Source organism: Niallia sp. Kr1 (assembly GCF_050389805.1).
Classification (GTDB): Bacteria; Bacillota; Bacilli; order Bacillales; family Cytobacillaceae; genus Bacillus_BD.
This window is the reverse complement of the sequence record NZ_CP130945.1, coordinates 382,305-403,556: the sequence shown is the minus strand read 5'-3', so window position 1 is coordinate 403,556 and position 21,252 is coordinate 382,305. Positions and strand designations below refer to the sequence as shown.

Sequence of the window (21,252 nt, the reverse complement as noted above, 5' to 3'; positions counted from 1 at the left end):
CAAATCAGGACTCAAATCACATTTTCAAAAAAGAATAAAAAAGTGCACGCCAACCTAAAAATTAGAGGGGAAATTATGGAAGGTGCCAGGCACCTTCCATAATTTGTAAGTGAATGAACAACTTAAACATTTCCCACTAAAAAAAGAGGTTTCCAACAAGTTGAATGAACTTGTAGAAAACCTCTTTTTAAAATCTTATAACCTTTTAAAAGGAATCTTTCCCCTTCTCTCTTTACTTAGAGACCTTTATAGGAGCAGAAATCTGTCAACCGCTTATTGGGGCATGGCTCGCTATGCGTGGATCGCTGTCCACTTCTCGGTGAGAATCCTATCCACAGAACATTATGACCCAGGCTTAGTCACAACATCTATCCCTAAAATCTCATCTTTCTTTCCGTTTGCCAAAAAAAATCTAACATCTTCAAGTTGTAATCCTATGTTTTTCGCTTCGATGATTAATTGTAGCCATCCTTCGTCAATTTCCAACAGATCGACCGTGTTTGCCGTATTAATCTCGTCGTCCCCCAATAATTTAATCTATCTTATTTTGCAATCAAGCCATATAAATAAATATCCACAATTTCTTTAACTAATTGTTGTGGGCTTTTTTCATCTGTGAAAAGCTTCGTAATGGTAAGTCGCTCAATCGCCCCAATTAAGCACTCTGCGACGATTTGCATGTCCAAACCTTGTCGAAAGTAGTGATCTTGTTGCTCCGCTAGTAGATTCTCGGTAATGTTCATTGCCATTGCTCGCTTAATTTCCTTCGATTCGTCTGATATGAAAAAACCGATTTTAGTCAAATGTCGATGCTCGTCAAAAAATTGTAAAACTGCATATAAACCTCTACTTATTTCAGACGAAAGAATACTTTTATCTAGATTGGATTCAAGTCTGCTTTCTTTCGTTAAATGGATTAATTTTTCACGAAATATGTGAACGAGTTCTTGAAAAATGGCTTCCTTACTAGAGAAATATAAGTAGAAACTTGGTTGCGTTAAGCCAGCCCTTTTGACAATCGTACTAACCTTTGTTTGGTGAAATCCATGTTCTGCGAACTCTTCTGCAGCAATTACAAGAATTGTCTCCTTGCTTTTAATCCCAATGGATCCCTTCTGTCTGCCTCGTTGTCCCATTATGTATCCTCTTATTCTACGAAATTATATTACTCATCAGTATTATCTTATAAGCACGAACACTACGTCAAGTAGTTATCGACCTTTATTTTAAAAATTCTATAAATAAAAATGAAGAAAACAAAAAAGTCTAAAGCAGAGGAACATATGTAGATTCCTGCTTTAGACTGATTAAAAACATATTAAAATTTACTAAAAAGTATTGACATCACTTTTCCACCTATTTATACTTTAAAAGGTAAAAGATGCACAGTTTTGAAACTTGAATTCATAGATTGATTGGACATTAGCATGGAGCGCTAAGTAAGTTGTAAGTTTGGTATTAATTATTACCTCAATCTAGCAATGATCGCTGGATTCGTAATGTGTTAAAATCAAACTCCCGCTGCGGCAACTTCACTCGTTTCCTCTTCATCCTCTGATACAGGTTTTACAAAATCAATGGTCACAATTGTTTCATCATCCTCATGTAGGAACGTACAATTTCTATATTGCTTTTTAAGATCAGCTACTTGTACAGAATGACCGATTTCAAAATTAGTGATATCAATTTCAATGGTATCAGGGAGTTCATTTGCTTTTGCCGTTATATCCAATTCATATAGGAATTGTTTAGCTACTCCTCCAGCTTTTTCGCCATTAGAGGTACCTTTTAAAATAACACTCACTTTTGTATCGATTTCCGTGTCTTTATCCACTTGAAGGAGGTCTATATGAAGGACATCCTTGGTTATTGGGTCAATTTGATAATCTCTTAACATAACATTTTTTGACTTTCCATTAAGACTTAGAGAGATGATTCCATTTCTTCCAGCATCTTTCATGACTTTAAGGAAATCCGAGTTTTTAACACTGATTGATTCGGTATCGATTTTACTTCCATAAACAACCGCAGGGATATTCCCTTCACTTCTCAATGTTTTTAAAATAGACCTTTTCGTTTCTTTTCTTTCTAAAGCTTCTAACGTATTCATTACTTACTTCCACCTTCCTAACTATATGAATCTTAAACTTTTATAGAAATGTCTAAGATACTTATTATTTAAGTATATATAATCCCCCAGTTTATTTCAAACAACTAGTAGATTCACAGAACTTTATCCATTTTTGTATCCTTTAAAAACATAAAATACAGTAAAAAACTTCCACCAATAAGGGAACTTTTTATCCCCAATGATGAAAGTCTCACTTACTTTATAAATTTCATTAATTAACCAACTATTCGATAGGTTTTTGTCCTACAAACTGAATGACATGACATAACCCATTATGAAGTTCTCCTTCTTCGCGAACAACTTCTCCCATGAAAAAGTGTACAATTCGCCAATCTGCAAATACTTGCAGAAAATCCTCAGGCTTATATAGTAGACCTACGCCACGAGGACCACCACTGTTATAAGCAATTTGCTTCTCTGTATAAACTTCCGAGATATAATAGCCTCCAGGTTTTACTGCATCCTTAACACCTAAAAGGGTTTTCTTTCGTAATTCTTCAGAAAAATGACCAAAAATACAGACAATCTCATCCCATTGATCTTTTTCCCAATTTGCGTCATTCAAGTCAACCAATTCCGTTTGCACGCTTACTCCTCGTTCTTCACTTAGCTTTCTCGTTTTTTCTAACCCTGAAGCCGCATAATCCCAAGTCATTACGTTCATTCCCTGCTCAGCCAAAAATACAGCATTGCGCCCTTCCCCTTCAGCAATAGCCAACGCATTACCACTCAATTGAAGCTTCTTCTGAATCTCTTCTAAAAATACGTTTGGTTTCTTCCCGTAAATATAATCTTCTGATTGAAATCGTGAATGCCAGGGATTCATGAAATAACCACCTTTCATTTTATTTCAAGTTTTTTCCGTAAATACTTTTTTAATAGCAATAGTCGTGATCCGAAGAACACTTCCCTTCCATCATATTATCCAATTAAAGAGTCAACTAACAAGCAAATGAACTTACATAAATGAGGTGCCAGGCACCATCCATTTATTGGAAACTAGGTCAAAATCGGTTAATATGAAACCGACAAAATCGTGCACAAAATGTCGGATGGACACATCCAACAGCTGTTATGCTATTGGTGAATGGAGGTCATATAATGGATTTACTTAAAAGCATGAATGAGGCAATGAGGTATATAGAGGAAAATCTTACAGAAGAAATTGATTATAAAAAGGTGGCGAGGATTGCTCATTGTTCCGAATATCATTTTAAAAGGATGTTTTCTTTTTTAGCTGGGATTACATTATCGGAATACATCCGTAGAAGACGACTTAGCTTAGCTGCATCTGAACTGACAAATAGTGATATAAAAATCATTGATATGGCAGTGAAATATGGCTACAATTCACCCGACTCTTTTACGAGAGCTTTTCAAAACTTACATGGTGTAACACCATCGGAAGCAAGAAATAATGGACCATCCTTAAAAGCCTATCCACAAATGACCTTTCAATTAACCATTAAAGGAGGAAATGAAATGGATTATCGAATCCTACAAAAAGAGGCTTTTAACATCATTGGAATCATGAAAAGAGTTCCCATTATTTTTGAAGGAGAAAACCCAGAAATTACAGCCATGTGGAAATCTTTAACGATGGAAAAAATAGAGCAATTAATAGAACTTTCTAATGTTGAACCTAAAGGGATTATACAAGCATCTACAAACTTTTCTGAGGAACGCATGGAGGAAAAAGGAGAACTGGATCAGTATATCGGAGTTGCAACCACACAAGCATTCCCTGAAAACTTTACAAAGCTTGAAGTTCCAGCCTTAACTTGGGCTGTATTCGAAATAACTGGACCTTTTCCTAGTTCCCTACAGGAAACTTGGGGAAGAATTTATTCGGAGTGGTTTCCATCTTCCAACTATCAAGTCACGGAAGGACCTGAAATATTATCAATTAAAAGCAAAGATTTAACATCACCAACTGTAAAGAGTGAAATTTGGATACCTGTATTGAAAAAATAGATAAAATTTAGTTACTGAGCTGTGTAAACAGCTCTTTTTTTATGTTCATCAATATTGGCTTCCAACCCACTATTAACATTCCCCAACACATCCTATACCATTAATCTTTTTAGGCCATAATTTCAAGTATGTAACACTGTAATATCGCGAACGATAAACATGTAACGATATTAACTTTAGTGGAGGATCGACATGGAAAAAGAAAATAACAATTTAAACGAACTGATAAAAAACAGAGAAAAAAGCGAAACATTAGAAATTAGCTCAACTGGATATGGGTTAGAGTCGGTTACTCATGAGACAAAGGAAAACAAACAGGTAAATGAAAACCCAACTAATTGCGGAGGACTTTGACGTTCTTTTAAAGCCTTATAAAAATTACGAAAAGAGGATCCTATATGACGAATATTATCGATGGAATGGATGCCGCAAGATTTAATTCACCTGGTACTGATCGTAAGAAACAACACGAAAAAGATACAAAAGAACATATAAAGAAAATGCCTACCGTTCTTCAAAATTTAAAGAATGGTTCCTAAAACATTTGGGGTCAGCCTCCTTCTTATCCGTTAAAATATTAACGCCACGCAGGGGACTGCCCCCTTTTCACACATCAAAACTTACTTTAAGATAAGTGTATACTTAGTAAGAAATGGAGTTTTAACAAAATGATTCTTTTTAGAAATGTTCAAGAAACCGATTTAAACCAACTATTAGTTATCGAGAATGAAGGATTCTCCGCAGAAGAGGCTGCTACAAGGGAAGCCTTCATAGAGAGGACTCAGCTGATCAAGGATTCCTTTATTGTTGCTCAAAAAAATGGTGAGATCCTCGGATATATCAACGGACCCGTTATTAATCAACCATATATCACCGACGACCTTTTTACGGAAATCAAGAAAAATCCGAAAAAAGGGGGATATCAAAGTATTTTAGGTTTAGCAATAGCCAAACAAGCAAGAAACCAAGGTATTGCAAAAATGTTAGTAAGGAAAATGGAAGAGCTAGTTATCGAACATGAAAGAGAAGGCATCACGTTAACATGCAAGCAAGAATTAGTCCCTTTTTACGAAAAATTAGGGTTTGTGAACCATGGTCTTTCCCAATCCAAACATGGTGGAGTTAGTTGGTATAACATGGTTAAATTAACAAAGGATATGCATTGATTCTATTACTCTCTTTTTGATACAAAAAAAGAACCTCCTAATCACGACTTTAGATTGGAAGGGTCTTTTTACTATAAGATATTAAATCCTCTTATCAACCATTATTATGAATGATACGCTTTATCAACAGCTTTTAACATTTGATAAGTCGCAGCATACGTTTCGCATCCATCACTTGGAATAGAGTAATTATTTGTAATTCTACGTAACTCGTTAAATTCTGTTGATAAATCTACTAGAATATTTTCTTGTACTTTAGTATTCATTTCCGTAAAAATATCTCGCACTTGCGCCAATTCCGGATGATTTTTACCATGTACTCTCACTAATACAGGAGTGTATTGCGCTAATAATGGAAAATGCTCATTTACTTCTTCTGAAAATGTTAATGTTGACATATAAACTCCCTCTTTCTATCTTTATTTATCTATAGATTAACGAATTTACTGTGAAAAAAAATTGTCCTAAATCAAGTTATTGAAACTATCCTCAATATCCTTAAATTATAAAAGGCTTCCCACAAGTTTTATAACTTGTGGGAAGCCTAACATAGTAATAACACTAAAAATACCATTCTCTCAAGCTGAAGCTATTGCTATTGCCGAAAAAGCAGTAAATTAGTTTTTATTTAAAATATCGTGAATTCGATTTAAATCTTCCTTAGATAAAATAATGTCACTCGCCTGAATGTTTTCCAGGATGCGCTCTTTCTTTTTACCTCCTGGAATCACTGCATCCACGCCTTCTTGCGCAAGTAACCAAGCCAGCGCTAAATTTGGAAGCGATGTTTCCTTTTGTATCGCTACTTCCTTTAATTTCTCCACGATTTCAAGTGTTCGCTGGAATTGCTCACCTTCAAATAATGGAACAGAATTACGCCAATCCTGTGAATCTAACTTAGAATCTTTTGTAAAACCTCCACCTAGCAACCCAAATGCTAATGGTCCATAAGGGATGAAGGATATATTATTTCCAACACAATATGGTAATAAGTCAGCTTCAGCCGAACGGTCCAACATGTTATATGGTGATTGTAAGACGGATATATCACCATGAGCATTCGCTTCTTTTAATTGATCAAGGGAAACATTTGAAATCCCAATAGCGCGAATTTTTCCTTCTTCTTTTAAGCGAGCTAATTCACCAATTGATTCTGCAAATGGCGTTTCATTGTCTGGAAAGTGTAGATAATACAAGTCTACATAGTCTAGTTGTAATCTTTTTAAACTTTTCTCAACCGCATCTCTTAAATACTCTGGACGGTTATCCGTTTTTACATCGTCTAGATTCGTAAAGTTCTGAGCCCCCTTCGTCGCAACCACAAAATCCTCTCGTTTAAATTCTTTTAATACTTCACCTACTAATTCTTCCGATCGACCTAGACCATAAATATCAGCTGTATCAATAAAGTTTACGCCATTATTCAATGCGGCTCTTACAAGGTCTATTCCATCTGCTTCATTTAAATTTTGGAACAAATTATGCCCACCAACCGCATTGGTGCCAAGTCCAATTTCCGATACTTTAAGGTCGGTCTTTTTTAATGTTGTATAGTTCATTGTCATTTCCTCCTTACATTCATTAGCTTTATCATATTAACTGAAAATACAATCCACAAATTATGTTGTTTCAGTTTCATATAATGAAACTTTATTAGATAAAACTCGTCCCCCGACCAACGCAAGCCCATCACTTCCAATTATTAAATGAATGTGTTTATATTTAATTACAGTCTTATCCATTAAATAATGAAACCAATACTTGTTATGATGAGGTTATTCATATATAACTTTATATATTAGTGAAGAGGTGAGCAAATGGCAAACAATGAAGTATCAACACTGAAAAAAGGGCTTCTTGTCTTAGAATTAGTCAAACAGTATCAAGGAATTACGTTAAGAGAAGTGATGGATCAACTCCAGCTCAGTAAATCTACGGCATTTCGAATATTAACAACGTTAGAAGAGATGAACTATATCTTCAAAATACATACCCAATATTTCTTTAATTATAAGATGTTTAATAACCATTTTGAAAAGCGTTCTGAAAAGGATTGGGCCTCTTTACACACCATCTATCAAGTTGCACAAAATTTACAAATGAGTACCTATTTAGGCAAAGTGGATGGTACAGATCTCGTCATGACTCAGGTCATACATGCACCGTTTGATCAGTCAGCAAATGAGGAAATTGGAAATCGTTCAAAGTTACATCAATCGGCTTTAGGAAAAGTCATTTTGGCCCATTTAGATGAAGAATTGTTAGTGCCTTTACTCAATAAAATGTCGCTAGAACCCGCAACAGAAAATACATTCCAAGACTCTCAACTCTTTCATTATCATTTAAAGGTGATTCGTCAAGAAGGCTTTGCATTCGATGATGAGGAACGAATTGTTGGGATCCGTTGTATTTCCGTCCCAGTATTTCGGCGTAAAAAAGTCATTGCAGCATTAGCGATTGCAGCACCAGCAGAACAAATTTCACGCGGCAATTTAAAAAGCATTGTCCAAAAGTTAAATATGGGCAGTGAGACCATTACGAAGGAAATCGAAACGATTGAAAAAACTCTCTAATTAAGAAGCTTTAGATGTATAAAAAAGCTTTAGAACCCGTATAAAAGACTGGGTCTAAAGCTTTTTATAAAACTTTCCTTATTCTCTATTTGCTTATTGCTTTTCTGATTTTAGGTGCTACTTTTGTTGCTAATAGTTCAATATTTTTCGCCACCTTATTAAAAGGTAATCCTCCAATATCTACTTGAGCAAGAAAACGAGTGTGACCAAATAACTCATGTTGTTTTAGGATTTTTTCAACAATTTGTTCTGGACTCCCTACAAACAATGCAGTATCAGGACTGGCCATTTGTTCAAATTCTTCCCTAGACATTTTCCTTCCAAATCCTCGTTGTCGATTCAAGTAGTACCAATAATTCGAATGGTACGGATAAAACTCATCTTTTGCTTTCTGCGTGGTTTCGGCGATATAGGCATGCCCTGTAACACCTATTTTCAATACTTCTGGTGTATGACCAGCTTCCGTACCTGCTTGACGGTAAATGTCAACAAGCTGTTTAAAACGTTTTGGATCGCCACCTAAAATAGCCAACGCCATTCCCACTCCGAATCTACCCGCACGTTCTGCACTCTCAGGCGTACCACCAACACCAATCCAAACAGGGATTTGATCATGGAGTGGTCTCGGAGAAATATCGGCATTGTTTAAAGAAGAACGGAATTTCCCTGACCAAGTAAGCTTCTCATTTTCATTCAGTTGTAAAAGCAAATCCATATGCTCTTCAAAAAGTTCATCATAATCATCAGTGTTATATCCGAAAAGAGGAAATGATTCAATAAATGCCCCTCTCCCAGCTAAAATTTCAGCGCGACCATTTGAAATCAAATCTAAAGTCGCAAAGTCTTCAAATAAGCGAACGGGGTCAAGTGTAGTTAACACACTTGTCGTACTAGTTAATTTAATCCGTTTTGTTGAATTGGCGATTGCTGCCAGAACTACCGCAGGAGATGAGACAGCATAATCAAGTCGATGATGTTCCCCGACTCCAAAAACATCTAATCCAGCCTCATCCGTTAACTGGGCAGCTTTGATGATTTCCTCTATTCTTTGTTTAGCACTTACTGTTTGACCAGTATGAGGATCTGGTCCAATATCTGCAAGTGTGTATACTCCGATTTCAAATTCACTATCATTTCCTTGTTTCAATATGGTTCCCTCCCAACTTAAACAGCAAGTTCAATGGTATTTCCAGAAGGATCATGGGTGATAAATATATTTTTTTCTTCGGTAACCATAGCCCCCATTCTCCGCAAAGCATCGATCGCTTCTTGACGTACTTCTTCGTTTGCATAAATAAGGGTAAAAGCTTTAAGTCCTACACTATTTTCTTGTGGCTTTGGAACTCCAACTCCATTCCAAATATTTACGGCAACATGATGATGATACTTTTCATCAGACATGAAAAGCGCCTGACCAGCAAATCGATTCACCACATCAAATCCAAGACCCTTCACATAGAATTCCTCCGTCTTTGCTAACTCTGAAACATGTAAATGGATATGCCCCATTACCGTTCCCTCTGGCATCCCGCTCCACGACTGACCTGCTACTTGACACATTAGTAAATTTTCAATATCGAGTGGGATCGTTGTCATCTCTACTTCATGATCGATCCAGTTCCATTTAGAAGGATCGCGGTCTGTATAAATTTCAATTCCATTTCCATCTGGATCATATAAATATAGCGCTTCACTTACTAGGTGGTCGGAAGCTGCGAAACGAATTCCCTTTTCTCTAAAATGAACGACAATATTAGCCAAATCGGATCGTTCTGGTAAAAGGATCGCAAAATGATACAAACCCGATGTTCTCCCTTGTTTTGGAACTACATGTTCAGGTTGTTCTAGTGATAGAATGCTTGTTTTCCCATCAGTTGTAAGCCTAGCCGATGACGATGTTCTTTCTAAAATCTTAAAACCGATGACCTCCTCATAAAACGTTATGGATCGTTCCAAATTTTGCACTTTAATTTTGACATGTCCTACAAATGTAGTTGGTTTCATATGAAATCCCATTAATCAATTCCTCCTAGAATGCATTCTTCCTATGATTGATATCATTTCCTTTCCCATCAAATTCATGTTAGCAGAAATGAGTTCGTTAATATAAAGATTACAATTCAAAACTTTTTATTTTCCGTTACTAAGATAAGAAGATTTGAAACAATCATTCTCTATTTTATTAAACAAAAAGAAGTAACATTCACAAGTTTTGTCATCAAGGTTTCAAATAATGAAACTCAATGACTATTTTTTGAGAATACCGTATAAAACATCTATACTTTTGAAGAACGAGGCGATTAAAGTAGTCGTTTCTCATAAGAGAAAGCCAATTTAATAGATTCCCTCGTCAATATTTAACCTTTGGAGGTCAACAACATGAAAGTCGTAGCTATCGTAGGAAGCATTCGTAAAGATTCATATAATTTACAACTGGCAAAACACGTTAAAAAACGTTATGCTGATCAATTTGAAGTCGAGATCTTAGACTTAGCTCCACTGCCAATGTACAACCAAGATATTGAATTAGATGCACCACAAGAAGTTCTTGATTTCAAAGCAAAAGTCAAAGAAGCTGATGCCGTTCTTTGGGTAACTCCAGAATATAACTCTTCGATTCCAGGTGTATTGGGAAATGCAATTGATTGGTTAAGTCGTGTAGACAAAGTCATGAATGGAAAACCATCCATTATTATGGGATCTTCTATGGGTATTTTAGGTTCAGTAAAAGCACAAATGCATTTGCGTGATATTTTATTTGCTGCTGGACTTAACTCTCCAGTTCTTGGTGGAAATGAAGTATATGTCGGTGCCGTACATGAGAAATTTGATGCAGAAGGAAACTTAACGGACGAAGAAACCATCGCCTTCTTAGACAGTGTGATCGCAAACTTCCAAGAATGGATGAAACAATACATTTAATGAATATGGCACCTCTTCAAACACATGAAGAGGTGTTTTTAAAAGGAGAATAAAAAATGAAGGAAAACTACCAAAAACTTTTTCAAGATTTTACATTTAAAAGTGGTGTTCATGTAAGAAATCGACTTATGATGGCGCCCATGACTACTTTTTCTTCTGACGAGAATGATTATGTTTCCCAGGAAGAACTTGATTATTACAAAGAACGAGCAAATGGTGTCGGGACAATTATTACAGCGTGTGCCTATGTTTCAAAAAACGGAAAAGGTTTTGATGGACAAATGGGGATTGATCATGATGGAACCATTGAAGGTCTTTCCAAATTAGCACAGGTCATTCACTCTGGTGGCGCTAAAGGTGTTGTTCAACTTTATCATGGCGGTCGTTTAGCTGTGCCAAGGCTTATTCCAAATGGTGAAACCGTAAGTGCGAGTGCCGTTACTCCTCTTGGAGATCGTGGATTTTATAGCGTTGAGCAAACACCTCGTGCATTAACAACAGAAGAAGTATATGAAATCATAAAAGAATTTGGTGAGGCCACACGTCGCTCAATTGAAGCCGGATTTGACGGGGTGGAATTACACGGTGCAACAGGTTATTTACTTCAACAATTTGTATCACCTCATTCCAATCAGCGAAAGGATGAATTTGAGAATCGTTATTTATTTGCAATAAAACTCATTGATGAAGTGAAGCGTGTGATTAAAAAGTATGCCACAAAGCCGTTCTTAATCGGCTATCGTTTTTCACCAGAAGAACCGGAAACACCAGGAATTACGATGAAAGAAACCTTTGAGTTACTGGATGTATTAATTCAAGCGAATCTCGATTATATTCATATTGCGACAACAAACGCTTGGGCAAAACCACGGCGAGGGATCGTCAGTGAGAAATCACGTACTGAATTAATCTCCCAACATATTAACGGTCGTGTACCAGTCATTGGGGTTGGAAGTATTCATACTCCTGATGATGCTGCACGCTTATTAGATAAGGGTAAAACAGATTTTGTAGCCATTGGACGAGCACTTGTTGTTGATCCCCACTGGGTAGAAAAAGTAAAGAATGATCAAGAAGGAACCATTTCTCAACAATTAACTCAAAACGATCAGCATCAAGCAGTTATCCCAACTCCTTTATGGAGATTAATTTTAGAAGTTGAAGGTTGGTTTCCTGTACAACGATACTAAAAAAAGTAGCTTAACGAGCTACTTTTTTAGTATCGATATATCTTTTTGTTAACTATTTTTAGTTAATTACTTTACCAACCCTTTAGTGATCTCAGTAAGTTTATCGTTAATAGCAAAGATTTTTGTATTGACATTCGTTATCCCAAAGCCCGCTAATCGTTTAGAATGCATATCAAAATATTGTTCAGCGGTTTCTTTTGTTTCAAAAAGATAAATTCCACCCGCTTCATTTGTTTCAGGACTCTCTGTCCAGATTTTCCTAATAAACCCTTCTTCCTCATTGATACTTCTAGCTAGATCAGAAAACGCCTCTGCCATTTCATCTCCAAATGGTCCATCCATTTTAAAATCAACTTGTAATACGTATGCCATTGTTATTCTCCTTTATTTATAGATGTAGTTTGAGCACCTTGACTTGAAACAATCTGTTGATACTTCTTAAATAGAATAAGAACGAATATCAGATGATCCAACATCTATTATTTGTTTCCTCATTAAATTTTAATTCATAATGAAAATCATTAATACCAATAGATCTCTAGATTTGTTGTTTATACAACACTTTAAGGAAAATGTTTAAAAAGTGGCAGTGGAAATAAAATACCCTATTAAAGATTGGCACCGTACACATAAATCTACTTGAAGTCTAATCCCGCATAAAATAAAGTTGTTTTTTGCAAAACCTAACACATTTCGCGAAAAAAATGACCAAATATGCAAAACAATCATTTGAGCTTTTGGAAAAAGAAAGAGGAAAAAATAAGGCGCGCTACTATTTTTCATATAGCATTTTTATAATAAACGTAGATGTTTGCAACAAAATAATCCTTAATTTTACATCACATAAAATTATATTGTCAATAACAAATTTGTGTTTTTTCTAAAAATATGTTACTGTAATAGTAAAGCTATTATTTTAAAGGTCGTATTCAAATTCTTATGTAATCTTTTGCAGAAAGAATTTGGATGCTTTTTTTATATCCAATCTTCAAATCAAAGAGAGTTCGGCTTCAAACAATAAAAGATTTAATCTCAAAGTTAGTTAAACGTAGCTAACAAGTGACTCTAATAGAGTGAACCAACTTTAAGCAAAACAAGGAGGACTAAAGGAATGAATCTAATTAATAAAGAAGTAACGCACAAGCGATTTGGAGAGGGAAATGTTGTAAAGCATGATGGTTCTGTCATAGAAATAAATTTTGCTACGGAAAATAAAAAGTTCGTTTTTCCCGATGCATTTGGAAAATACTTAAAGCTTCATGATAAAAGTGTTGCTCATTCACTTGAAAAGGTTATACAAAAAAAGGAAATGGAACGAGAAAAGCAAGAACAAATAATAGAAGAGAGAAAACTACAACAACGTAAAGAACAGCAACTTCGCTCGGAACATGAAAAACTTATGAAGAATCATAAACTTCATTCCCAATCACAAATGGTTTTTTGGTGTGACTCCGAAGAGCTAAGCAAGGTTTTTACAGAGTGGAATATTTTCACTGGCACAATAAATAGTGGTACTAACAAAGGAAAGCCAAAAAAACCTACTCGTTTATATAAAAATAGTGTTTGCCTTTTAACAGCAAGAGACTCCGCTATCCCTGAAAAAGACAGACGTATCATAGGTCTATATATGGTGAAGGAAGATTTTATCGGTAAGTTTTGTGAGGATGGATATATTCCTGCTCATTCAGAATACAGACTACAACTTACAGAAGAGGAATCCAATAAGTTGCTCTTCTGGAAATACTATGTTAGTGAAAAATCCCCACATAGCATGACTTGGAATACAGGTAAATACCGTTATTTTGATAATGAATGGGTAGCACAAATTCTACGTGATATTGTTTCTTTAAGAAGTGACATGCAAGAACAAGAACTAGCACAGAGCTTTTTTGACCATTTTTGTATCATGAATCAAATCAGAAAAGAAGAATTACCAGAGCCTACCGGTGCATTAACGCGGATATAATTGAAACCTTTGCCGCTAAGATGCGCTCAGTTGTTGAAACATTCATACAAGAATATTTACACACAGACGTTGCCGAAAGGTGTTTTTAGTCTGTGTTCATTTTTTGGGATCTTTACTTGAAGTGTTTCTCCTACCTACTTTTCATCATTTCTAAGCACCTTGATGAACGGGGGTACTGCCAGTTAAGACGGATTAATAAGGTCAAAAAAGGTCACGAGAATTACTCGTGACCTTTTAAAATCAGCATGATGTTTATAAAATAAACTTAAATACTCAACTCTCAAACAAGGAAAATGAGTGCTATCGTTCGCTGTATTTCTTTTTGATTTTGGCTCTACTCCTCGATCTCGATTTCATCGGCCACCCTCATCTCGACTTCGTCGATGCCCTCGACGACGTTTTGGACCATACTGAGGTCCTCCCCAGCATCAATCCTGATACCATTGGCAGTCTGTCGAATGACATTATGCTCGATCCTGATGCCCGATGGGATCCCTTTACCCCGTCCGTTAGTACCACGGTCTTTACTTAGCCGGATGGCCCAGAACCCGTCAGTCCCTCCAGTAATGTGATTACCGAACAACTCCGTACCCGGTGCATTACGGAGTTCAATTCCAACCTTCGAATCCTCCCCGGCGGTGATCCTGTTGTCCTCGATGAGGGTGTCAGGAGTCCCCAGGATAACAAGGATTCCCTGGCGGTTTCCAATCAGGTTGTTGGAGTGTACCCAGTTTCCTGGTCCTGAGGCATCGTGCTTGTTCTTGGTTCCACCGGAGTTGCCCAGTGCGATACCTGCCCGCTTCCCTCCAATGACCGTGTTGTCCCGGATCTCGTTCAGGTATTCACCCTCGCCGTGCAGGTCGATGGCGTCAAGATGGCTGCCGACAATCGTGTTCTCCGCCACAAGATTGTTATGAGTGGGGAACTGCAGCAGAATGGCATGCCGCAGATGCTTGCCATCAAAGGTATTGCCGATAACAACATTATGCCGGGAATCGTTGGTGGCATCCGGATCGTGCTGATTCGCTGAGCCCTCGATTGCAATTCCGTAGCCCTGTCCACCGGGACCGACGGCAGTTGCCTCACTGACATGGTTTCCAGAGAGGGTCACTTCACGGCTGGCCTTAACAGAGATCCCGTGCCTCTCGAACTTGCGGATACCTACATTCTCCACAAGGACTCGAGAGCTAGCCTTCCCTTCTTTGGCTCCGATGTAAATCCCATACATCGGACCTCCACCCGCTTTTCTGTTGTCGGGATCGTCGCCAAGTGGTCCCTCATGACGGGAGGAAATGGTAAAATCAGCGACAATGACATCGTAGACACCGGAGCCACGAATCACCCGACTGTTATCCTCACCGTCGAGGGAGGTCAGCAGAACAGTTTTTTCCTGACCCTCGCCACGCAGATCCACGCCGCTGCGTAACACGATGTTCGTCGACCCGTCGGCTGGGTCAATGGAGCGCAGGTCATACGTGCCGGCCGGCATCACGACCTCATCACCTGGCTCCGCAGCATCTAGTGCCTTCCTGATGGCTGGTGCATCGTCGTGTGAGTCTGGATCTGGATCTGCACCGAAGTCCGTAACGTCCCAGCTTCTACCAGTGACCGGACCTGGCTTCTGCACTTCGATCGGTGCGCCGGACCGATCCACCAAGCCGGGGGCCTCCCAGTCTCCGTGCTCGGACGGTGCTGATCCCTCAGTGTTATCGCCCTCTACAGGACTATCGGATCCCTCGGGGTTATCGCTCTTTATCGACCTGTTGGATCTCTCGACGTTATTGCCCTCTACAGGACTGTCAGATCGTTCGATGGTGCACGCGGTCAAGAGGACCACTAGAACGAGGATCGCCCACCACATATGTGCCGAACTTCTCCGGCTGTTCCGAATGGATTCTTTCATCAGACTTTTCACATCCTTCCTGACTCCTTTCTCGTCTCATTATTACCTATGAAATCATCGAGGAAAAGCAGTGAGCCCACGGACCTCGGCTTGATATGCCGAGCCCGCGGGCTCACTATCTTCGGGATGCTTGACGACCCCTACCGGGTCACAGTCGTCATCCCATGTCCAAAGGTTTAACGTTGGGAGTTATTGTTTCTATTATTTCCCTTTGTTTCCTTTATTACTATTATTTCCGTTTCCTTTGTCCTTACTTAGTTTGAAGTTCAATGGGACGTCCTTTTCTAGTGGCGTGTCTGCCGAAGAACCACCGACATGTACGCGGTACTTTCCATCAACAGTTTCCCACTCACCGTCAGCCCAGTTCGCAAGGTTATCCGGCTCTTCCGGAATGAAATAGGAGAACGGATGGTTAGAGTCAGCTTGGTTAATCTGTACAGTAACTCGCTCACTCTCACCAGGCTCAAGATCAACCTTTTCGAAGTTAACAAGACGCTTAGTCGGCTGTCCTGCTTCGTCTGGTAGAGTCAAGTAGACCTGTGCCGCTTCTTTACCAGCAACATCACCGGTGTTTGTGACAGTGAAGGATACCTCAATACCAGACAATGAGCCGTTGTTGCCTTTTCCTTTACCGCGAACTTTCTTCACCTTGAGATCATCATATTCGAAAGTTGTATATGACAGTCCATAACCGAATGGGAAGATCGGCTTCTTGTTGTTAGCCTCGTACCAGCGGTACCCCATCTCAAGGCCCTCTGTATACTGAGCAATTAACTGATCGGAACCATCACCATAAGGACCCGGACCACCTGGCTTACCGGTGTCTTGACGGGTTCCAGGGAACTGTACCTCGGTTGCGTAAGCTGCCTCACGCTCAGTGGCACCAAAAGTCATAGGCAATTTACCAGAAGGATTGACTTTACCGTAGAGTAAGTTTGCAACGGCATTTCCATCCTCCATGCCTGGGTACCACGCTTGTAGTACTGCAGGGACCTCATCTAACCACGGCATAAGCACCATACCAGAGGTCTTCAGAACCATAACAGTGTTCTCCGCATTCGCTTTTAGAACCGCGTCGATTAGCGGCTCCTGCTCTACCCAATCCTCTCGTTCCTTGTCCTTGTCAAGGTCGATAGCTGGGAAGCCTAGTGTATCACGGTCCACGGTCTCATGTGGGTTGTCACCGACCATGAGAAGTACGACGTCCGACTCAGCAGCCAGTTTTGCTGCGGCCTCTGGGTCACGTCCATCGTTGTACGTCACTTCGGTATCGTAGCCTAGTTCCTCGATAACATTTTCTAAACCTTCTTGTGGTGTGACCATGTAAGGGGTCACAACGTTCTCATTGTTATCACGAACGGAGCGTGGAGACATCTTAGCCTCACCAGCAAACCACTCGATGCCGATTAGTGCAATTGACTTCGGCTCGCCATCTAGTGGCAAGAAGCCGTTATCGTTCTTCAATAGCACGGATCCTTCCTCGGCTATCTTTCGTGCGCTAGCGCCATTAACCATCGGATCGACAATCTCAGGCAAGAACTTATCGTATGGCTCATCCATATGGCCGTACTCAATCATTTTGATATATCGCGGACGAAGTAGATTGTCAATGTCATCCTCAGTCACCTGACCTGAATCAAGTGCCTCCTGGATTTTCTCTTGAGTGTAGTATTGCGGTGCCCAGTCGAGCTCAACATTCGTGCCCGCCTTGATAGCAGCCACCGTATCGTGAATCGCACGACGGTCACTCATAACATAACCGTCAAATCCCCAGTTATCCCTTAGTGCATCTTGTAGCAGTTCAGAACTGTCACAGGCATAGGTACCATTAACATCCGGGAACGAGCACATCACAGAAGCTGGATCAGCATCTTTGACAGTCATCTCGAATGGTAGCATATATAACTCGTTCATGGCCTTTGAAGGAACCTGAACACCCATCGTCCAACGCTCGGTCTCCTGCTCGTTACCAGCAAGATGCTTGAGCTGAGCTTGTACCCCTTGATCCTGTATACCCTTGACTTGCTCGGTCGCCAGAATACCAGTCAGGTATGGGTCCTCACTGAAGTACTCATAGTTACGACCACCGTACGGATGGCGAATAAGGTTCATACCTGGTCCGAGTAACACGTGATGCGCGAAAGCGCGTGTTTCTTCGCCAAGAATTCGACCGACCTCATAGTTCAACTCGCGGTCGAAGGTCGCTGCCATAGCTGGAGTGGATGGCAGACCAGTCGCCACCGGGTCATTGCCACATGATCCACCCTTCACACCCGTACCACCGTTGGTCATACGGATTGTGGGGATACCGAGTTCCTCGATCCCACGGATTTGTCGACCAGTGTCCTGCCACTCGCATCCGGGCAGGGTACCTTGGGGCGCAAATTCGCCATTCTGGTATTTGCTAGTACCGCCCTTGTTGATGACGACCGTGTCACCAGTGTCGTTCTCATTGAAGCGCGAGATAGCGATTTGCTGTATCTTCTGTTCCATCGTCATCGCATCGAGAAGTAGCTCGGTGCGTTCCTCAGCAGAGAGCTTGGTGTTCATCCAAGGGAGAGACCCTTCCGTTCCACCGTTCTCTGCACTAACAGGAATGACTAACGAAGACATGAAGATGATTGCTGTTAAAAAAATTAAAGTAATTCGTTTTTTCAACTTAATATCTTCCTTCCTAATCTATTTGTATATTGTCTATTAGTAATGAAATAATTCGTTTTATCATCTTCATCACTTCCTCACTACCAGACTAGTATGCTAGTATACAGATAAAATATTGCACTCGTATAATCGGTTGATTAAAAAACGGTAACAAAAGACACGAGAATAGTTGTGCCCCTATAGTCCTGAAAGTGACATTAAAACTCTGCAGCCATCAATGACTTTCCATGTAAATATCCAAGGATCAATCAGTTTAAATGGGCATTGCACTTCATTATTCTGAAACATCATGTAAGAAATTCTATCTAGTAAAGAAGTTCTTACTACAACAAGATTTTAAAATCCAATCGAAGGAAGCGTGTAATAAATGAAATAGTTATTGACCTTATTTGTATAATTTTGTCGAAAAACCTCACTTACTTGTGAGGCGACCAAAGATGACGTTCTCTTGTATAAAACCCACTGCCTTTTAAATAAGATTCCTTTATTGAGTAACCAGCAAAAGTAAAATAAGCGGAGACTTTTCGGGTAGATGAAAAATGGAGCTAGTTTCGTGGTATATAGGAGGAGGTTTTCCGATTATGCAAATCAAAATCCCCCATATTCGAATTTTTCTAGTCAACAGACGGACTCTCTTCGTCTATTTAAGCCATTTTTAATATTAGTTTTTTATTAAGTGGAATTTTTCCCTCTATATTATAAGGATGGGTGCTTAACCTGATCCCCAATCGAAATGTGTGGACCCTTATCTTAGTTACAAGTAACAGATGTTGTAAGTTAATAAAAGTTTCGTAGAAACTTAGATAAATAAAGAAGACGTATGCCAATTCATACGCCTTTTAATAAGAAAGCACCCGAAAACGGAACCCTTAAGGCGGGGACAATGGGTGTTTCATTTATTAATAATATTCATGTAAAGATATCGTTAAAATGCAATTTTACAAAAACAGCAGGGCATTGCCTCAAACCCAAGTTCACTCATGTTGTTTCATTAATGGAATAGAATAAAGCTCCCGTTGGACCAGAATAATTATACCTTTAAATAGGAATCTCCAAGATAATCTTTGTTCCCTTTTCTTTAATTGAATTAATGCTCAGTGTTCCTCCTACAGCTTTCGTTCTTTCCTCCATACTAAATATTCCCACACCTCGAGAGATGGTTTCTATGTCAAAACCTTTTCCAAAATCCTCTATTACCACACGGATTTCTTCCTCCATTTCCCGAATCGTGACAGAGGCCTCTTCTGTTTGGGCATATTTTCGAATGTTTGTTAATGCTTCTTGAATGATACGATAAATCGTAACTTCTTTATTTGAATGAAGCCTAGATTTTAAATAACAGTCAAAATGAACATCGATTTGAGTATGATCTGAAAATCGGATGAGATAAGATCGTATCGCCGGAATTAAGCCTAGGTCATCTAAAACGGATGGGCGCAGTTCCCACGAAAGGTCCCTAAGTTCCTCAATAATTTTTGTCGTTTCATCCTGCATCTGATCTAATAGAGGATGGCTTATTTCAGACTGAAGCCTGTTAACGGTAATTAGATGACTGTAAAGATTTTGTCCAATACCATCATGAAGCTCACGAGAGATGCGTTTCCGTTCATCTTCCTGTACATCAATCATTTTGGTCATCATTTTATTAAGTTCTTCTTCGGCATTCTTTCGCTGAGTAATTTCATGGCGAATTGCCAGATACTGGTAAGGTTTCCCCCATTCATCTAGAAATGGGACAATGGTGGTGTCTACCCAATAATAAGTACCATCTTTTGCTCTGTTTTTGATTTCGCCATTCCAAACCTTTCCCTTAACAATGGTCCTCCACAATTCTCCGAAAAACTCTTTTGAATGATAACCAGAATTAATAATGCGATGATCCTGCCCGATTAATTCTTCTTCGGTATACTTGGATATTCGGGAAAACTGTTTATTTACATAAGTGATTGTTCCATATTTGTTTGTTATGACCACAATGGAAGAGGCATCAAGAGCAAACTTAATGTCCATCAGCTCTTGTAATGAACTTTTTAACTCCTCTACAACTTGCTTGTATTCTGTAATTTCTTTACGAATGGCAAGATATTTATATGGCTTTCCAGTTTCATCTAAAAACGGAACAATCGTCGTATCTACCCAGTAATAACTGCCATCTTTTGCCTTGTTTTTTATTTCTCCCCGATAAATTCTTCCGCTTGAAATGGTTTTCCAGAGGTCCCTCATAAATTCTTTTGAATGATATCCTGAATTTATGATTCGATGATCCTTGCCAATTAATTCTTTAGCAGCATACTTAGAGACCTCACAAAACTTTTCATTTACATATTTAATTTTACCTCTTTCATCGGTAAAGGCGACAATGGTTGATTCATCCAAAGCAAAATTCAAATCCACAAATTCATTCAACGGATAGGATTGATGCTTATTTAATCGGGACTGATCTTTTACATGATGGAAGACAATAAGGAAAAAAAGCGTTTCTCCAAGGATAAAGGAATTTAATCTAAAGAACAGTGAAAAGGTATGTCCGTCCCGATGTTTTCCATATTGATGTATGACCTTACCTTCCTCTGTTTCCCAAAGGTTTGCTTCCGGCATCAATTCAGAAAATCCTTTTCCGTTTAATTGATTTTCTGTATACCCAAAATTTTCACATGCTAATTTATTCCCATAAGAGATGATACCAAGTTCATTGACTAAAAAAGTTGCATCTTTGGAATCGGAATTAAACTTATTCCCTTTGATAAAATGTGTATTCCTTTCCAC

The 21,252-nt window shown here is 38.8% G+C and carries 20 protein-coding genes; 8 read left to right on the top strand and 12 right to left on the bottom strand.

The window, feature by feature from the left end; all coding sequences use genetic code 11:
* Positions 1-342 precede the first annotated feature (342 nt).
* The 4 genes from Q5760_RS02090 to Q5760_RS02075 form a co-directional block, all read right to left on the bottom strand.
* On the bottom strand, positions 343-528 hold the full coding sequence (locus tag Q5760_RS02090; RefSeq protein WP_428910632.1) for an anti-repressor SinI family protein: 186 nt from the start codon (positions 526-528) through the stop codon (positions 343-345).
* A gap of 14 nt (positions 529-542) precedes the next feature.
* On the bottom strand, positions 543-1,136 hold the full coding sequence (locus Q5760_RS02085; RefSeq protein WP_428910631.1) for a TetR/AcrR family transcriptional regulator: 594 nt from the start codon (positions 1,134-1,136) through the stop codon (positions 543-545).
* Positions 1,137-1,510: 374 nt separating this feature from the next.
* Positions 1,511-2,110, bottom strand: coding sequence for a 50S ribosomal protein L25/general stress protein Ctc (locus Q5760_RS02080; protein ID WP_428910630.1), 600 nt, complete (start codon positions 2,108-2,110; stop codon positions 1,511-1,513).
* Positions 2,111-2,354: 244 nt separating this feature from the next.
* Positions 2,355-2,957: an SAM-dependent methyltransferase gene (locus tag Q5760_RS02075; RefSeq protein ID WP_428910629.1), complete on the bottom strand. Its 603-nt coding sequence runs from the start codon at positions 2,955-2,957 to the stop codon at positions 2,355-2,357.
* A gap of 275 nt (positions 2,958-3,232) precedes the next feature.
* Here Q5760_RS02075 and Q5760_RS02070 point away from each other — a divergent pair, with 275 nt between their 5' ends.
* The 4 genes from Q5760_RS02070 (at position 3,233) to Q5760_RS02055 (ending at position 5,271) form a co-directional block, all read left to right on the top strand.
* Positions 3,233-4,105 carry an AraC family transcriptional regulator gene (locus Q5760_RS02070; RefSeq protein WP_428910628.1) on the top strand — a complete coding sequence of 291 codons (873 nt, stop codon included), beginning with the start codon at positions 3,233-3,235 and terminating at the stop codon, positions 4,103-4,105.
* 192 nt (positions 4,106-4,297) lie between these two features.
* Entirely contained in the window at positions 4,298-4,459 is a 162-nt protein-coding gene (locus tag Q5760_RS02065; protein ID WP_428910627.1) for a hypothetical protein, read from the top strand.
* Between the two features lie 44 nt (positions 4,460-4,503).
* On the top strand, positions 4,504-4,644 hold the full coding sequence (locus Q5760_RS02060) for a hypothetical protein (RefSeq protein ID WP_428910626.1): 141 nt from the start codon (positions 4,504-4,506) through the stop codon (positions 4,642-4,644).
* Positions 4,645-4,773: 129 nt separating this feature from the next.
* Entirely contained in the window at positions 4,774-5,271 is a 498-nt protein-coding gene (locus Q5760_RS02055; RefSeq protein WP_428910625.1) for a GNAT family N-acetyltransferase, read from the top strand.
* Between the two features lie 104 nt (positions 5,272-5,375).
* Here the strand turns inward: Q5760_RS02055 and Q5760_RS02050 are convergent, their stop codons facing one another.
* Together Q5760_RS02050 and Q5760_RS02045 are read right to left on the bottom strand one after the other, a co-directional pair.
* Positions 5,376-5,669, bottom strand: coding sequence for a hypothetical protein (locus Q5760_RS02050; RefSeq protein WP_428910624.1), 294 nt, complete (start codon positions 5,667-5,669; stop codon positions 5,376-5,378).
* A gap of 219 nt (positions 5,670-5,888) precedes the next feature.
* Positions 5,889-6,830 (bottom strand): aldo/keto reductase, encoded by a 942-nt coding sequence (locus Q5760_RS02045; RefSeq protein ID WP_428910623.1) that lies wholly within the window; start codon positions 6,828-6,830, stop codon positions 5,889-5,891.
* Between the two features lie 258 nt (positions 6,831-7,088).
* On the opposite strand from Q5760_RS02045, the gene Q5760_RS02040 reads away from it, so the two are divergent.
* Complete coding sequence (locus Q5760_RS02040; protein ID WP_428910622.1) at positions 7,089-7,844, top strand: IclR family transcriptional regulator; 756 nt, start codon at positions 7,089-7,091, stop codon at positions 7,842-7,844.
* An 85-nt stretch (positions 7,845-7,929) separates the two neighbouring features.
* Here the strand turns inward: Q5760_RS02040 and Q5760_RS02035 are convergent, their stop codons facing one another.
* Both Q5760_RS02035 and Q5760_RS02030 read right to left on the bottom strand, forming a co-directional pair.
* On the bottom strand, positions 7,930-8,991 hold the full coding sequence (locus Q5760_RS02035) for an LLM class flavin-dependent oxidoreductase (RefSeq protein WP_428910621.1): 1,062 nt from the start codon (positions 8,989-8,991) through the stop codon (positions 7,930-7,932).
* Positions 8,992-9,008: 17 nt separating this feature from the next.
* A complete protein-coding gene (locus Q5760_RS02030) occupies positions 9,009-9,860 on the bottom strand; it encodes a VOC family protein (RefSeq protein ID WP_428910620.1) in 852 nt (283 codons plus the stop codon).
* Positions 9,861-10,223: 363 nt separating this feature from the next.
* Here Q5760_RS02030 and Q5760_RS02025 point away from each other — a divergent pair, with 363 nt between their 5' ends.
* A complete protein-coding gene (locus Q5760_RS02025; RefSeq protein WP_428910619.1) occupies positions 10,224-10,766 on the top strand; it encodes an NADPH-dependent FMN reductase in 543 nt (180 codons plus the stop codon).
* Between the two features lie 56 nt (positions 10,767-10,822).
* Entirely contained in the window at positions 10,823-11,956 is a 1,134-nt protein-coding gene (locus Q5760_RS02020) for an NADH-dependent flavin oxidoreductase (protein WP_428910618.1), read from the top strand.
* A gap of 66 nt (positions 11,957-12,022) precedes the next feature.
* On the opposite strand, the gene Q5760_RS02015 is transcribed toward Q5760_RS02020, so the two are convergent.
* Complete coding sequence (locus Q5760_RS02015; RefSeq protein WP_428910617.1) at positions 12,023-12,328, bottom strand: monooxygenase; 306 nt, start codon at positions 12,326-12,328, stop codon at positions 12,023-12,025.
* A gap of 739 nt (positions 12,329-13,067) precedes the next feature.
* On the opposite strand from Q5760_RS02015, the gene Q5760_RS02010 reads away from it, so the two are divergent.
* Positions 13,068-13,922: a malate synthase gene (locus tag Q5760_RS02010; RefSeq protein ID WP_428910616.1), complete on the top strand. Its 855-nt coding sequence runs from the start codon at positions 13,068-13,070 to the stop codon at positions 13,920-13,922.
* Between the two features lie 334 nt (positions 13,923-14,256).
* On the opposite strand, the gene Q5760_RS02005 is transcribed toward Q5760_RS02010, so the two are convergent.
* The 3 genes from Q5760_RS02005 to Q5760_RS01995 form a co-directional block, all read right to left on the bottom strand.
* Positions 14,257-15,783: a right-handed parallel beta-helix repeat-containing protein gene (locus tag Q5760_RS02005; RefSeq protein ID WP_428910615.1), complete on the bottom strand. Its 1,527-nt coding sequence runs from the start codon at positions 15,781-15,783 to the stop codon at positions 14,257-14,259.
* 243 nt (positions 15,784-16,026) lie between these two features.
* Positions 16,027-18,483: a beta-glucosidase gene (locus tag Q5760_RS02000; RefSeq protein ID WP_428910614.1), complete on the bottom strand. Its 2,457-nt coding sequence runs from the start codon at positions 18,481-18,483 to the stop codon at positions 16,027-16,029.
* 1,041 nt (positions 18,484-19,524) lie between these two features.
* On the bottom strand, positions 19,525-21,252 hold the full coding sequence (locus Q5760_RS01995) for a PAS domain S-box protein (RefSeq protein ID WP_428910613.1): 1,728 nt from the start codon (positions 21,250-21,252) through the stop codon (positions 19,525-19,527).

Bases quoted from the DNA above. Each gene is read 5' to 3' on its own strand.
- Q5760_RS02060 (WP_428910626.1), top strand. From the start codon at position 4,504: ATGACGAATATTATCGATGGAATGGATGCCGCAAGATTTAATTCACCT.
- Q5760_RS02030 (WP_428910620.1), bottom strand. From the start codon at position 9,860: ATGGGATTTCATATGAAACCAACTACATTTGTAGGACATGTCAAAATT.
- Q5760_RS02015 (WP_428910617.1), bottom strand. From the start codon at position 12,328: ATGGCATACGTATTACAAGTTGATTTTAAAATGGATGGACCATTTGGA.
- Q5760_RS02040 (WP_428910622.1), top strand. From the start codon at position 7,089: ATGGCAAACAATGAAGTATCAACACTGAAAAAAGGGCTTCTTGTCTTA.
- Q5760_RS02045 (WP_428910623.1), bottom strand. From the start codon at position 6,830: ATGAACTATACAACATTAAAAAAGACCGACCTTAAAGTATCGGAAATT.
- Q5760_RS02080 (WP_428910630.1), bottom strand. From the start codon at position 2,110: ATGAATACGTTAGAAGCTTTAGAAAGAAAAGAAACGAAAAGGTCTATT.
- Q5760_RS02010 (WP_428910616.1), top strand. From the start codon at position 13,068: ATGAATCTAATTAATAAAGAAGTAACGCACAAGCGATTTGGAGAGGGA.
- Q5760_RS02070 (WP_428910628.1), top strand. From the start codon at position 3,233: ATGGATTTACTTAAAAGCATGAATGAGGCAATGAGGTATATAGAGGAA.
- Q5760_RS02050 (WP_428910624.1), bottom strand. From the start codon at position 5,669: ATGTCAACATTAACATTTTCAGAAGAAGTAAATGAGCATTTTCCATTA.
- Q5760_RS02085 (WP_428910631.1), bottom strand. From the start codon at position 1,136: ATGGGACAACGAGGCAGACAGAAGGGATCCATTGGGATTAAAAGCAAG.
- Q5760_RS02005 (WP_428910615.1), bottom strand. From the start codon at position 15,783: ATGTGGTGGGCGATCCTCGTTCTAGTGGTCCTCTTGACCGCGTGCACC.
- Q5760_RS02065 (WP_428910627.1), top strand. From the start codon at position 4,298: ATGGAAAAAGAAAATAACAATTTAAACGAACTGATAAAAAACAGAGAA.
- Q5760_RS02075 (WP_428910629.1), bottom strand. From the start codon at position 2,957: ATGAATCCCTGGCATTCACGATTTCAATCAGAAGATTATATTTACGGG.
- Q5760_RS02020 (WP_428910618.1), top strand. From the start codon at position 10,823: ATGAAGGAAAACTACCAAAAACTTTTTCAAGATTTTACATTTAAAAGT.
- Q5760_RS02055 (WP_428910625.1), top strand. From the start codon at position 4,774: ATGATTCTTTTTAGAAATGTTCAAGAAACCGATTTAAACCAACTATTA.
- Q5760_RS02025 (WP_428910619.1), top strand. From the start codon at position 10,224: ATGAAAGTCGTAGCTATCGTAGGAAGCATTCGTAAAGATTCATATAAT.